Below are 13,280 nucleotides of genomic sequence, written 5' to 3' on the forward strand. Positions count from 1 at the left end.
TCAATGAACCTGCTGTCCTGCAAGGACGCCACGCCAGTGCGCGACGCCATGTTCGATCTGTGCGACTGCCAGGTCGAACGTTGCGCGATGTCGCCGATAAGGGTCGACAACGTCAACACCCTCCGTTTCGATCAGTCGATACACCTTGCCGCGCACAAATGGCCAGGCGTGCTCGATCTGGTCCCGCTGCGCCTTCGTCATGGTGAGAATCAGATCGGCACCGCGCACACGTGCATCGGTGAGCGGTGTCGCCACATGATCTTCAAGTTGCACTCCGCGACCACGCGCCAGTTCGACGATGAGTGGGTCCGCTCCCTCGCCAATCAGTGCGTGCGTACCCGCCGAACTAAAGCCGATAGTGGGCAGCGATCGCGCCAACATGGCGCACGCCAACGGACTGCGGCAGATGTTGCCTTCGCAAACAACCAGAACGCTCTCAATCATTTCGCCACCAGCCCCGCAGTCAAGCCTGCGTTGATTGCAGGAATCAACAGCGTCAATACGCGGTTGAAGCGGACAAGGCCATTGCCATCGACATACACGACGTCCTTCGGCTGAAGATCGAACTCTTTGGCAACGAGCATTGCGACCGGTGAGCGACCGTCCAGATGGAAGACTTCGGGCTTTCCGTTCAACGCGCCACGAATCACGAACATCTGCGCGGCATCCGCAGTGGATGAATTCACGCTGCCAGCCTGGGCGATCGCATCGGCCAGCGTGATGCGCCCCGTGCGACGCGGAATGGCGGAAATCGGCTTGTTGACTTCGCCCATCACGTAGACGTCGTTTTCATCGCGGGCGACGACGCGCAGCATGTCGCCCGGCTTGAGATACAGGCGCGACGGACTAAGGCCGCTTGCCACCATCTGCGTAAGATTGATGCGATGCGATTTGCCTTCGCGTACGAGCACGAGGTCGCTCTGATCGGCAGTGTCCGAGAAGCCACCTGCGCGCGAGATCGCTTCGTACAGTGACATCGGGACGTCGTTCACTGCGACGACGCCAGGGCTGCGTACCTCACCGTCGACATAGACTTCGTGGGCGCGATAGGAAGCCATCCGCACGGTGACTTGAGGCTTAATGAAATAGCGGCCGAGCGCGGCGGTCAGGCGACGCTGCACGTCCTCCGCGCGAAGTCCCGCGACGTGTAGCGTGCCTGCATACGGAAACGTGAGTTCGCCGGATTGATCGACGACGAAACCGGAGAACGGATCGCCCGGCCTTGTAGAGGCTTGCGACTGCGTAGTGCCCACGGCCGCCGCGAGTTCGGGGTGGTCCCAAACAACAATCTGCAGAACATCGCCGGCGCCGATCGTGTACGGCTGCGGAACCGCCGATAGCAGTTCGATCTGCTGTTGCTGCTGCTTCAGGCGCGCCTCCTGGAAGCCTTTCACAGTCTCGACATTCAGTTCGGTAACAGGCACTTCAGGCGTAGCGGAAGTCGCATCGGCGACCTGTGATGCCGTGCCGGTCGTCGCAGCGGCAGCGCTCGCAGCCGTCGACGTCTCAGCGTTAGAACTATTCCCGGCAGGCGACTGCGTCTGGGTGCTTCCCCTCGACAAGGACATACGCATGCCAGGTGCGACCGCACATGCACCAAGCGCGGCACAAAGCGCGACCGCCATACTTGCGTTCGCAAGACGCGGAGCGGCGGTACGCCGCGCCCAGTTGAAGGAGCGCGCAAACGGTTTTAGGGATTGTTTCAACACTTCTACATTCCGGCTATTCAATACGCGTTGCGATGTACCGGTCCCTTGAACATCGTTGCGACCACGATGCGCATGTCGAGCCAGAAGGACCAGTTGCTGAGGTAATAGAGATCGTGTTCCACGCGGCCCCGCATCTTCTCTACGGAATCCGTTTCGCCGCGAAAGCCGTTCACCTGCGCCCAGCCTGTAATTCCCGGCTTGATGCGATAGCGGTGAACATAGTCGTCCACGATGTTTTGATAGAGCGCGTCATGCTCGATGGCATGTGGGCGCGGCCCGACTACCGACATTTCGCCGCGCAGGACGTTGAAGAATTGCGGCAGTTCGTCGAGACTCGTGCGACGCAGGAAAGCGCCAACACGCGTAATACGGGGATCGTTTCGGGTTGCCTGCCTGACGACCCCGTGCGCCGTTTCATGCGCCCGCATGCTGCGGAACTTGTAAATGTTGAAGACCTTGCCGTTCGCACCTTTGCGCCGTTGTGTAAAGAGTACCGGGCCGGGAGAGGAAAGCTTCACGGCGAGCGCGATGACGACAAGCGCCGGAGCCAGCCCGATTACGGCCAGCAACGCAAACACGCGATCGAAAATGTCCTTCGAAACCAGTGCATCCGACGAAAGCGGTGAGCCCACGAGATTGATCGCGGACGTGCCGTCGAGGTTGACCATTTCGCCCTCGAAGAGCGCAAGGCCAGTGACATCGGGAACGAACCGGATGTTCACGAGGTCGTTGCGAAACAGGTCGATGAATTCGCGAATCGTGCTCTCTTCCGAAAGCGGTAACGCGAGCCAGACTTCAACGACGTGATAACGGCGCACGAAATCGGCAAAGCCTTCCCGGTCGCGAAACGCTGGCGCAACACCCGGCGCCGCGGCAATCTCCGGGCCGGTGTCGAAGATGGTCGACACGGCGTAGATTGAGTTTGGCGTTGTTTCGACCTTGCGTAGCAGGTGGCGGCAATGCGCTCCACTACCAACGATCGCGACAGCGCGCGTGCGTGCGCCCTGCGCCTCCCGGCGCCGACAAAGGCTGCGTTCAACGATCCGGCAGATTACAAGGCCCAGACCGGAGAAGCACATCCAACGCGTGAACCATTCGCCCGCTGGACGATACGGGTCTAGCAGAATAATCGCGACCAGCAATGCGACTACGAGAGCGAGCACCAGCGCGACGACAGGCGCGCAAACGCAGCGCCAGAAGATGTGGCCGCGAACGGCCTGATACAGACCGAAGAGCGGGAAGACGAAAACCGAGGCCACTAGCGCGAACGCGACCAACGCGTTGTCATAGCCGGGTTGAGCCGCTGTCGCCTCTAGACGCAGGGCAACAGACGCGCACACTGTGATCACAATAACGTCCAGCAAGCGCATCAATACGCCGGAGCGGCGTCTTGATGTGTCGCGATGACCTTGAGTGGGCAGATGCATTGGGTAATCCACGAATGAAGTGATTGCCGCGTCCCTGCGGGTGTGGTTCGTCAACTCTGGCGCGCACCAATCGCCGCCAGTTGCTGCAGGTTCATTCGTGAAATGTCCAGCCACGTCGGGGATCCACCAAATATAAGAGACGGATGACGCGAAAATCGGTTGCTTCCCTGCACGCTGAACTCCCTCGTTCGGTGAATTCGAAGACGCTCGCGCGGATAACCGCGCTACGCTTGTCAGCCTGGAGATGGATACCCCGTACGCCAGCCATCGCGTGGGAGCGTCTTGTCGAGTCCGTTTCTTGTTTAATGACAGGGGAGAAAGTTTCGACCGCCACCACTTTCGCGTATATAGGAAGAGTCCGAAATGAACTCGAAAGAGATCATCTCCTGACCTCCCTGCAATCTCAAATCCACCGAAAATAAGTAGCTGGCTTCGTGATGTCTGGATTTCTGTATCGCATAATTTGCACTGCAAATTATGTGTTTCGATATATTTCGCCTCGAACAAGACATGCGAAGTCGATCACAAGAGATGATTACTTACGCAATCGACAAATAGCCGCAGCTGCATCCCGTTCGAGATAAAAATGACGAAATATTTAATTCATGAAAAATGCCCGGTATTTTCTTTTTAATTCTCGGACATTTGTTAATTCAACTTAAAGCTCAACAAGCCTTAAGGGGCGGTTTCGAAGTATTCCGACGCCGCCCTACCAACTACCTTACTTCCTCTGAATAAACTCGATCTTGTACCCATCCGGATCGGTCACAAACGCGATGACGGTCGTCCCATGCTTCATCGGGCCAGCCTCGCGCACCACCGTCCCACCCTGCTCCTTGATCTTCGCGCAGGCAGCGTAGGCGTCTTGCACCTCAACCGCCAGGTGGCCAAAGCCCGTCCCGAGATCGTAAGAAGCCGTATCCCAGTTATGCGTCAACTCGATCACCGTGCCGTCGCGCTCGTCCGTGTACCCGACGAAGGCCAGCGTGAACTTGCCATCGGGGTAGTCTTCGCGGCGCAGCAGTTTCATGCCGAGCAGTTCGGTGTAGAACTTGATCGAGCGATCGAGGTCGCCGACCCGGATCATCGTGTGCAGCAGGCGCATTGTGTACTCCGTTTTGCCGTCGTCAAAAACCGGACTGTACCAAAAACACGCCAGCCCTGCCGGCCCCGGCAAGATGCGCCGATTTGCTCTAGCATAAACGCCATCCCGAAATTGCCCCGGCAATTTCGCTAAACGCAAGCAACGAGGAGTAGACATGCGAATTCTGGTAGTCGGTGCGGGTGCGACGGGCGGCTATTTCGGCGGGCGGCTCGCCGCTGCGGGGCGTGACGTGACGTTTCTGGTACGCGAGGCGCGCGCCGCGCAACTGCGTGAGGCGGGCCTCGTCATCCGCAGCCCGGCGGGCGATCTCACGCTGCGCGACGTCAAGACCGTCACGCGCGAGGCGCTCGAGTCGCAAGGCGGCCAACCGTTCGATCTCGTGCTGCTGAGCTGCAAGGCCTACGACCTCGACAACGCCATCGATTCGTTCGCCGCGGCCGTCGGGCCGAACACGCTGATCCTGCCGCTGCTCAACGGTATGCGCCATCTGGAAGTCCTGCAGGCGCGCTTCGGCACGCAAGCGGTGCTGGGCGGTGTATGCCTGATCGCGTCCACGCTCAATGACAAACGCGAGATCGTGCATCTGAATGACGTACAGGCGATTACGTTCGGCGAGCTCGGCGGCGGCGTCTCCCCGCGCGTGCAAGCGGTCGCGGATCAATTCGGCAATGCCGGATTCCACGTGAAGGCGAGCGATCACATCCTTCAGGAGATGTGGGAGAAGTGGGTGTTTCTCGCGTCGCTCGCGGGCAGCACGTGTCTTTTCCGTGCGCCCGTTGGCGTCATTCTCTCCACACCCGACGGCGCCACGATCGTCGAGCGTCTGTTCGCCGAATGCCGCGCGATCGCAGCCGAACACGGCCACGCCGTGCGCGACAGTTTCCTCGAGCGTTCGCGCGCGATGCTGTTCGCCAAGGGTTCGTCGCTCACCGCCTCGATGTTGCGCGACGTGCAGAACGGCTCGCGCATCGAGGCCGATCACGTCCTCGGCGACCTGATCCGGCGCGGCGGCGCGATACAGCACGCATCGAACGAGCTTTCGGTGCTGCGCGTTGTCTATAGCCAGCTCAAGGCCTACGAGGCGCAGCGCAGCGAAGCGGCCTGAAAACCAGCCTGAAAACGGCTAATGCACCGGCAAGGCGGCGCAACATGCGCATCAAGCGCCCATCAAGCGCCGCCTGCCCCTTCCAGCGCCTGCGCAAGGCTCACATATTCCTCAACGGGCACTTCCTCGGCGCGGCGCGCCAGATCGAAGCCGAGTGCGTCGAAGTCGAGGCGTTCGCGGTAATCGCCGAGCGTATTGCGCAGCATCTTGCGGCGCTGCGAGAAGGCGGCCGTCACGAGTTCGCCGAGCAGCGCGTCGTTCACCTTCGGCAGTTCGTGCGGTGCGTAGGGAATCATGCGCACGATCGCGGAATCCACCTTGGGCGGCGGCTGGAATGATTCGGGCGGCACGTCGATGAGCTTGTCGATCACGTAGCGGTACTGGAGCATCACCGTGAGGCGGCCGAACGCCTTGCTGCCGGGCTCCGCCACCATGCGCTCGACCACTTCGTTCTGCAGCATGAAGTGCTGGTCGATCACGCGCTCGGCAAACGTGGTCAGGTGAAACAGCAGCGGGCTCGAGATGTTGTACGGCAGGTTGCCGACAATGCGCAGCGAGGGCTTCTCGCCCGGCGCCGCGAGCGAGCCGAAGTCGAACGCGAGCGCGTCGCCCGCGTGCAGTTCGAGCAGTGGGCCGAACTTCTTCGTGAGGCGCGCGATCAGGTCGCGGTCGAGCTCGACCGCGTGCAGCGGCGATTCCGGCGTGGCGAGGCGCTCGATGAGCGGCTCGGTGAGCGCGCCGAGACCCGGCCCGATCTCGACCATGCGCTCGCCGCGCTGCGGACGAATGACGTCGACGATCGAGTCGATCACGCCCGTGTCGACGAGGAAGTTCTGGCCGAAGCGCTTGCGCGCGAAGTGGCCCTGGTGCTGTCTGCTGCTGTTGGACATCTTCTCTTGATTCAATCAGATAGCGCGCCGGTGGCGCGCCATCGAAACGGCGGTGTCGAGGGCGGCGATCAGGCTGCCGGCGTCCGCGCGGCCAGTGCCGGCGAGGTCGAGCGCGGTGCCATGATCGACCGAGGTGCGCACGATCGGCAAGCCGAGCGTGACGTTGATGCCTTCGCCGAACGTCGCGTATTTCAGGACCGGCAGGCCCTGGTCGTGGAACATCGCCAGCACGCAGTCCGCGTCCTTGAGGTAGCGCGGCTGGAACAGCGTGTCGGCGGGGTAAGGGCCGCGCGCGTCGATGCCTTGCGCGGAGGCGGCGGCCAGCGCCGGCGAGATCGTGTCGATTTCCTCGCGCCCCAGGTAGCCGTTCTCGCCCGCATGCGGGTTGAGGCCGGTCACCAGAATTCGCGGCAGCCGCACGCCGAAATGATGACGCAGGTCATGATCGATGATGCCAAGTGTTTCGACGAGCCCTTCGACGGTGAGCGCCGCGGAAACGTCCTTGAGCGGCAAATGCGTCGTGGCGAGCGCCACGCGCAACGGACGCGCCCCGGTACCCGCCAGCATCATGACCACGCGCCGGGTATGCGTGCGTTCGGCGAGATATTCGGTGTGGCCGGTGAAGGGCACACCGGCGTCGTTGATGGTGCTCTTTTGCAGCGGCGCGGTCACGATCGCGTCGAATTCGCCTGCCAATGCGCCGTCGATCGCGCGGTCGAGCAGCGCGAGCACGTAGCGGCCATTGGCGGCGTCGAGCTTGCCGGGTTTTGCCGGCGTCGCGAGCGCGACATGCTCGACCTGCACGGGCTGGTGCGCCAGCACGGCGGCCCAGTCGACGCTCGCGGCCTTCGCGCGCGCTTCGAGTAGCGCGCTGTCGCCGAGCACGACGAATTGCGCGTCGGGCCAGTGGGCCGAGGCGCCCGCCAGCGCGGCGGCGGTCAGCTCGGGGCCGACGCCGGCCGGCTCACCCGTGGTGATGGCGATACGGATCGGCCCCGCCCTCCGCGGAGCCGGCGACGACGATGCGGAGGCGTTCATGGCTCGATCCCTGGCTGACTGCGCTTAGTTGTGCGGCGGCGTCATGCCCGCGATCTTGTAACTGACGTAGGCGCTGTCGCGCAGCTGCCGCAGCCAGTCGGCGTAAGCCTGCTCCGCCTTGCGCTGGCCGATAGCCTGGCGCGCGAGTTCCATTTGCTGCGCGATCGAGCCTTCGGCGTCGCGGCGGCCCAGCACCTGGATCAGGTGGTAGCCGTACTCGGTGCGTACCGGCTCGCTCAACTGGCCGTCCTGCAGGGTGTTCATGGCGCGCTCGAATTCAGGCACGGTTTCGCCCGGGCTGATCCAGCCGAGGTCACCGCCCTGCGAGGCCGAGCCGTCCTGCGAGTAAGTGCGCGCGAACTTGGCGAAGTCGCCGCCCGCCGCGAGCTCCTGGCGGATTTCGAGCAGCTTCTGGCGCGCCTGGGGCTCGGACATGCCGTCGCCCACACGCAGCAGGATGTGGCGCACGTGCGTTTGCACGAGCTTCGGCGCGTCGCCGGCGGTGCCCTGACCCTGGCGGCGCTCCACGAGGCGGACGATTTCGAAGCCGTCGCTGGTGCGGATCACCGAGGGGTTCACTTCGCCCGGACGCAGCGTGGAAGCGGCGGTCACGAACTCGGGTGGCAGCTTCGACTGCGGCAGGAAACCCATGTCGCCGCCCTTGCCTGCATCGCTCGCTTGCGAATTCGACTTCGCGAGGCTCTCGAACTTGCTACCCGACTGGGCTTCCTTGAGCAGCGCATTGGCCTTCGCCTGCGCGGCTTCGATGTCGGTTTCCGAGGCGTTCAGCGGCGCCTTGATAAAGATGTGCTGGAAGTGCAAATCGTTCGACTGGCCCGCATTCGGTCCGCGCTGGCTCGCGATGTAGTTCGCGACCTCGGCGTCGGACACCGTGACCTTGCTGTCCACTTCCTTCTCGCGCAGCTTCGAAAGCGTGAGTTCGGTGCGCGCGTCCTTCATGAACGTGGTCCAGGGCACGCCTGCTGCCTCGATGCGCGCGCGATAGGTGGCGAGATCCATGCCGTTGGCCTGGGCGAGACGCTCGAGCGTGCGTTGCACGGCCGCGTCGTCGACGGTGATGCCGTCTTCCTTGGCCTTCTGGAGCTGGATGCGCTCGAGCACCATCTGGTTGAGCACCTGCGCGCGCAACTGGTCCTCAGGCGGAACCGGCGCATTTTGCTGCTGCAGCCGGTGAGCGATCATTTCGGCGCGGCTGTCGAGCTCGCGCTGTGTGATCACGCCGTCATTGACGACTGCGGCGATCGTGTCGACCGTCTGGCCGTTGCCAGCCGCCGGGAGACCTTGAGCTTGCGCCGGCGCGGCCGGCAACACGCCTGCGACGGCGAAGAGACTCGCAGCGTACGCTGCCAGGCGAAGCTTTTTCATGATTCCCACAGATACTCCAATGTTGGCGGGCACGCTTCGCCCGTCTCTATGCAACCGACACCGCGTTGCTCCGAGGCGCCTTGCGCAAGCAATGCGCTCCGGATCACGCGTTATTGATAATCAGTGAAGCGCGAATCCGGTGGCGACTGGGCCGGCAGCTGCGTGTACCCCGGCACTGCCGTCTTGAACGCGGCCACCAACCCGTTGTCGACGTTCGACAGTCCCTTGAGCGTAAGCTGCGCGAGAAACCGCGTTGACGAATTCGGCGTGCCCGATGTATTGAGCCCGTTCGCGTAACGCTGCAGGCCGACCCCGAGCACCCAGCAGTCGGCGTCGTACTGCATGCCGACCAGGCCGTCGACGATCCGATGGCCGTTCAGATCGTAGTTGAAGCGGCCTACGGCGTACACCCGGTGCGAGAACGGCCATTGAGCCGAGACCAGAATCTGATTGATCGGCTGGAAATCCAGCGTGGTGTTCGCGCGCGTGTAGCGGTAGGCCACGTTCAGCACGCGGCTCGTTCCCGGGCTGTACCCGAAACCGATGCTTGCCTTCGTGAGCTGGTTGTTGTCGGCATTATATTGGAACGCCGTTTCCGAAGCGAAACCAGCCCCGATTTTCAGCGCGGCGCCTGCAATCAGGTCCGAATGCGTTGCCTGGCTCGTAGTTTCGCTGGAATTGAGCGTGACGCGCTGATCCTGGAAGTAGTACTGCTGCGCGATCACGAAGCGCGCGCGCTCGTCGCCCGAAGCCGGGTCGATGAAGCGCGTGGTGAGCGCGGCCGTAATGCGGTTCGCGTCGGCAATCCGGTCGTTACCGACGAAGGTGTTCGGCGTGAAGATTTCCGCGAGGCCGAAGTCCGACTCGGCGGTATCGAAAAGGGGCGCGAACTGCTGGTTGCGATACGGCGTGTACACGTAGTACAGGCGCGGTTCCAGCGTCTGGATGTAATCCTGACCGAACAGGTGGACCGAGCGGTCGAACACGAGGCCCGTGTCGAAGCTGAAGGTCGGGATCGATTCGGTGAAGCTCTTCGGCGTGCCGACGGGCGAACCGAAGGTCGTGCCCGCCGGGCCGATGTTGCTCAGGTTGTACGACGCGAAGTGCCACTGAACCTTCGGCGTGACGAAGTAACCCGGCCCCATCAAGGAATACGACAGGTACGGATTGAAGACGACGCGGTCGCCTTCGGTCGCGTTGTCTTCCGAGATGCGGAAGCGCGAATAGTCGGCTTCCATGCCGTAGTCGAAGCCGCCGACGTTGTACTTCGCGTACTTCACGTTCAACTGCGGCTCGCGGCCATACGGCGGCGTCGACGACTCGACGGCCTGCCAGTGCTGGTAGCGGCCGAGCACGGACCACGGTCCGTTGTTGTACGTGAGGCCGGCTTCCTGCTGGTACAGCGTCTGCGTGCCGTTCAGGAACTGGTTGGCCGGCGACGACAGGTCCGACGGATAGGTGTTGTCCGAGACCTTGTTGTAGTAGACGTAGCCACCGAACCCGTTGCCGAAGTTCTGGTTGTGCTGGATGAACAGCGCGTAGCGGTTCGTCTTCGTGATCGCGTCGTCGGGCAGGAACGTGCCGGTGATCGATCCCGAGTAATTCGTCGAGAGATACCGGTAGTTGCCCTGCAGGAACACGCCACGCTTCGAGATGATTTCGGGCGTGAACGTGAAGTCGCGGTTCGGCGCGATGTTGAAGTAATACGGCAGCGAGATTTCGTAGCCGTTCGTCGAGCTGACCGAGAACGTCGGCGGCAATATGCCGCTGCGGCGGTCGCCCGACAGCGGGAACGACAGCCACGGGCTCGCGAAGATCGGCACGTCCTGGAAGAATAGCACGGCGTTGTGCGCGACGCCTTCGTCGCTGCCGGTGTCGAAATCGAACTCGCTGCCCTTGATGTACCACGCCGGGTTGGTCGAGCAGTGGCACGCGGTGTAGGTGCCGGTCGTGAGCACCGAGCGCTCGCTGTCCAGCAGGTCGGCGCGCGCGGCGCTGCCCGAGCCGCCCGTGAGCGTGAAGTGGTACTTCGGCGCGGGCATGAAGCCCTCGTTCGCCTCGACCTTCAAATGCGCCTCGGGCCCCGTGAACGTCGTCCCGTTCTGCACGACCACGACATTGCCGTACGCATTGGCCATGTCGGTGTCCTGGTCGTAATGCAGGGCGTCGCCCTTCACCAGGTTCGTACCCTGGCGCAGCTCTGCTGCGCCTCTCACCGCAAGATCGGTGTCCACCGTGCCGGTCGTCGAATCGCCGAGCACGAAGGTCGCCGGGTGCTGGCCCGACGCGTTGGGGTGATCCTCGAGTTGCGGCGCGAGCCGCAGGCTCCACGGGCCGTCCAGCTGCTGTGGCTGCGCGGCCGCGCCCGCGAGCTGGGCGTGCGCGAGCGCGGGCACCAGACCCGGTACGGCCAGGAGTGCCGCGATGAGCCGCCGCTTGCCCGGCACGCCGTCGTCACTAAGGGAGATCGTCTGGAAAAACTGTCTGGGCGGCATGTATGGTTTTGGCGAATCGGCCCGGCCGCCTGCCCTCTGCATGATGGTGGCCCGCCTGGGCACCCGCCTCCCGATCAACCGGATCGAGGCCGGGGTGCACACAATTAATTACAATTCATCGAACCCTGGAGCGGCGATGAATGCGGCAAGCGTTCCGTCATGCGGGCTTTGGCGCGAGTCGCGTCAAAAAAGTCGTGGGGTATTATATGGCAAGACGTTGATCCACTGATTTTGCCTCTGGCTTTCATGACCTTTTCCGCCGCGCATTCCCCCGCCGCCTCACCTGCCGCAGCCGCCGCATCTGCGACCGACATTCGCCGCGACCTGCTCGCCGCCTGGCTCGGCAGCCACGCCGGGCAGTACGCCCTCGACCTCGCAACGCTCGCCCCCGCCTCGGCGGACGCGAGCTTTCGGCGCTATTTCCGTCTCGCGGGCGCGCACGGCGCGACGCTGATCGCCGTCGACGCGCCGCCGCCCGAAAAGAGCCGCGAATTCGCCCAGATCGCGCAGATGCTCGAGGCCGCCGGCGTCCACGTGCCGCGCGTGCTCGAAGTCGATTTCGACGCGGGCTTCATGCTCGTGACCGATCTCGGCACCGCGCCCTACCTGCAAACGCTGCAGGAAGCCGGCCCCGGCGCGCGCTCGCGTGAGTTGATGCGCGACGCCATCGACGCGTTGATCCGCTGGCAGTTGAGCTCGCGGCCAGGCGTGCTGCCCGACTTCGACGAAACCTTCATGCGCCGCGAGATGGAGCTGATGCCCGAGTGGTATCTGGAGCGCCATCTGGGCCGCAAGGTGGACGAAGCCACGCGCGGCGTACTCGATCGCACCTTCGCGCTGCTCGTGGCGAGCGCCCGCGCGCAGCCGCAAAGCTACATGTTGCGCGACTTCATGCCCCGCAACCTGATGATCGCCACGCCCAACCCCGGCGTGCTCGACTTTCAGGACGCGGTGTATGGCCCGATCACCTACGACGTCGTCTCGCTCTTGCGCGACGCGTTCCTGAGCTGGGACGAAGAATTCGAGCTCGACTGCTTCGCGCACTACTGGGAGCGCGCAAAGAAGGCGGGCCTGCCGGTCGACGCCGACTTCGGCGAGTTCTACCGCCAGCTCGAGTGGATGGGGCTGCAGCGCCATATCAAGGTGCTGGGCCTGTTCTGCCGCATCAACTATCGCGACAGCAAACCGCATTACATGGCCGATCTGCCGCGCTTTCTCGGCTACGCGAGCAAGGTCGCGCACCGCTACCGCCCGCTCGTGCCGTTCGCACGGCTCATCGACGACCTGCAGGGCAGCGCCGTCGAAGTCGCTTACACCTTCTGAACCGGGCCGTCATGACCCAATCGAATCACACGCGGGCCAAGGCGCGCCACGGCCGCACCGCCATGATCTTCGCCGCCGGACGCGGCGAACGCATGCGTCCGCTCACCGACACCTGCCCAAAGCCGCTGCTCGCCGTGGGCGGCAAGCCGCTCATCGTGTGGCAGATCGAGCGGCTCGCCGCGGCGGGCTACACGCGCATCGTCATCAACCACGCCTGGCTTGGCGCGCAGATCGAAGCCGCGCTCGGCGACGGCGCGCGCTTTGGCGTGACGCTCCTCTATTCGCCCGAGCACGACGCGCTCGAAACGGCGGGCGGCATTGCACAGGCGCTGCCCCTCATCGAGTCGAACGGCACGCCCGAGGTGTTCCTCGCGGTGAGCGGCGACGTCTACAGCGCCTACGATTTCGCGCGCCTGAACCCGCATGCGCAAGCGCTCGCGGCGCAAGCACTGCCGGGCATGCATCTCGTGATGGTGCCGAATCCGCCGTTCCACCCGAAGGGCGACTTCGCGCTGAACGATGACGGCCGGCTCGCGCTTGAAGGCGCGCCGCGCTACACGTTCGGCAATATCGGCCTCTACGACACGCGCATGTTCCGCGATCTCGCGCCCGGCACGAAGCGCGCGCTCACGCCGTACTATCGCGAGTCCATCGCGCAAGGACGCGTGAGCGGCGAGCTATACGAAGGCGTTTGGGAAAACGTCGGCACGCCCGCGCAACTCGAAGCGCTCGACGCCGCGTTGCGAAAGTCGGCTCCGGCGCACCACGGCTAACGATCTCAAACGCCGGCGTGCGAGGCGCT

At 63.5% G+C, this 13,280-nt stretch carries 11 protein-coding genes; 3 read left to right on the forward strand and 8 right to left on the reverse strand.

The window, feature by feature from the left end; translation table 11 throughout:
• The 4 genes from FAZ97_RS11915 to gloA all read right to left on the reverse strand — a co-directional run bounded on the left by FAZ97_RS11915 (position 1) and on the right by gloA (position 4,241).
• Entirely contained in the window at positions 1-444 is a 444-nt protein-coding gene (locus FAZ97_RS11915) for a low molecular weight protein-tyrosine-phosphatase (protein ID WP_158758610.1), read from the reverse strand.
• Positions 441-1,730, reverse strand: coding sequence for a polysaccharide biosynthesis/export family protein (locus FAZ97_RS11920; RefSeq protein WP_456093677.1), 1,290 nt, complete (start codon positions 1,728-1,730; stop codon positions 441-443). The genes FAZ97_RS11915 and FAZ97_RS11920 overlap by 4 nt, the downstream gene beginning before the upstream one ends.
• On the reverse strand, positions 1,727-3,136 hold the full coding sequence (locus FAZ97_RS11925; RefSeq protein ID WP_158759152.1) for an undecaprenyl-phosphate glucose phosphotransferase: 1,410 nt from the start codon (positions 3,134-3,136) through the stop codon (positions 1,727-1,729). The genes FAZ97_RS11920 and FAZ97_RS11925 overlap by 4 nt, the downstream gene beginning before the upstream one ends.
• A 721-nt stretch (positions 3,137-3,857) precedes the next feature.
• Complete coding sequence (gene gloA / locus FAZ97_RS11930; RefSeq protein ID WP_158758611.1) at positions 3,858-4,241, reverse strand: lactoylglutathione lyase; 384 nt, start codon at positions 4,239-4,241, stop codon at positions 3,858-3,860.
• A gap of 154 nt (positions 4,242-4,395) precedes the next feature.
• Between gloA and panE the strand changes: the two genes are divergently transcribed.
• Positions 4,396-5,346, forward strand: coding sequence for a 2-dehydropantoate 2-reductase (gene panE, locus FAZ97_RS11935; RefSeq protein ID WP_158758612.1), 951 nt, complete (start codon positions 4,396-4,398; stop codon positions 5,344-5,346).
• Positions 5,347-5,408: 62 nt separating this feature from the next.
• Here the strand turns inward: panE and rsmA are convergent, their stop codons facing one another.
• The 4 genes from rsmA to FAZ97_RS11955 all read right to left on the reverse strand — a co-directional run bounded on the left by rsmA (position 5,409) and on the right by FAZ97_RS11955 (position 11,155).
• A complete protein-coding gene (gene rsmA / locus FAZ97_RS11940; protein ID WP_158758613.1) occupies positions 5,409-6,236 on the reverse strand; it encodes a 16S rRNA (adenine(1518)-N(6)/adenine(1519)-N(6))-dimethyltransferase RsmA in 828 nt (275 codons plus the stop codon).
• 15 nt (positions 6,237-6,251) lie between these two features.
• Entirely contained in the window at positions 6,252-7,274 is a 1,023-nt protein-coding gene (gene pdxA / locus FAZ97_RS11945) for a 4-hydroxythreonine-4-phosphate dehydrogenase PdxA (protein ID WP_158758614.1), read from the reverse strand.
• A gap of 24 nt (positions 7,275-7,298) precedes the next feature.
• Positions 7,299-8,669 carry a peptidylprolyl isomerase gene (locus FAZ97_RS11950; RefSeq protein WP_199272055.1) on the reverse strand — a complete coding sequence of 457 codons (1,371 nt, stop codon included), beginning with the start codon at positions 8,667-8,669 and terminating at the stop codon, positions 7,299-7,301.
• 101 nt (positions 8,670-8,770) lie between these two features.
• The gene (locus tag FAZ97_RS11955) at positions 8,771-11,155 is read right to left on the reverse strand and encodes an LPS-assembly protein LptD (RefSeq protein ID WP_158758616.1); all 2,385 of its coding nucleotides are present in this window, start codon (positions 11,153-11,155) and stop codon (positions 8,771-8,773) included.
• A 246-nt stretch (positions 11,156-11,401) separates the two neighbouring features.
• Here FAZ97_RS11955 and FAZ97_RS11960 point away from each other — a divergent pair, with 246 nt between their 5' ends.
• Positions 11,402-12,478 carry an aminoglycoside phosphotransferase family protein gene (locus FAZ97_RS11960; protein WP_158758617.1) on the forward strand — a complete coding sequence of 359 codons (1,077 nt, stop codon included), beginning with the start codon at positions 11,402-11,404 and terminating at the stop codon, positions 12,476-12,478.
• A 62-nt stretch (positions 12,479-12,540) separates the two neighbouring features.
• Positions 12,541-13,251 (forward strand): N-acetylmuramate alpha-1-phosphate uridylyltransferase MurU, encoded by a 711-nt coding sequence (murU, locus tag FAZ97_RS11965; protein WP_158759153.1) that lies wholly within the window; start codon positions 12,541-12,543, stop codon positions 13,249-13,251.
• The last annotated feature ends 29 nt before the right edge of the window (positions 13,252-13,280 follow it).

This window comes from Paraburkholderia acidiphila, assembly GCF_009789655.1.
Taxonomy (GTDB): domain Bacteria; phylum Pseudomonadota; class Gammaproteobacteria; order Burkholderiales; family Burkholderiaceae; genus Paraburkholderia; species Paraburkholderia acidiphila.

Coding starts and splice junctions, on each gene's coding strand:
- FAZ97_RS11925 (WP_158759152.1), bottom strand. CDS start 3,136: ATGCATCTGCCCACTCAAGGTCATCGCGACACATCAAGACGCCGCTCC.
- pdxA (WP_158758614.1), bottom strand. CDS start 7,274: ATGAACGCCTCCGCATCGTCGTCGCCGGCTCCGCGGAGGGCGGGGCCG.
- gloA (WP_158758611.1), bottom strand. CDS start 4,241: ATGCGCCTGCTGCACACGATGATCCGGGTCGGCGACCTCGATCGCTCG.
- FAZ97_RS11955 (WP_158758616.1), bottom strand. CDS start 11,155: ATGCCGCCCAGACAGTTTTTCCAGACGATCTCCCTTAGTGACGACGGC.
- FAZ97_RS11915 (WP_158758610.1), bottom strand. CDS start 444: ATGATTGAGAGCGTTCTGGTTGTTTGCGAAGGCAACATCTGCCGCAGT.
- panE (WP_158758612.1), top strand. CDS start 4,396: ATGCGAATTCTGGTAGTCGGTGCGGGTGCGACGGGCGGCTATTTCGGC.
- rsmA (WP_158758613.1), bottom strand. CDS start 6,236: ATGTCCAACAGCAGCAGACAGCACCAGGGCCACTTCGCGCGCAAGCGC.
- murU (WP_158759153.1), top strand. CDS start 12,541: ATGATCTTCGCCGCCGGACGCGGCGAACGCATGCGTCCGCTCACCGAC.
- FAZ97_RS11960 (WP_158758617.1), top strand. CDS start 11,402: ATGACCTTTTCCGCCGCGCATTCCCCCGCCGCCTCACCTGCCGCAGCC.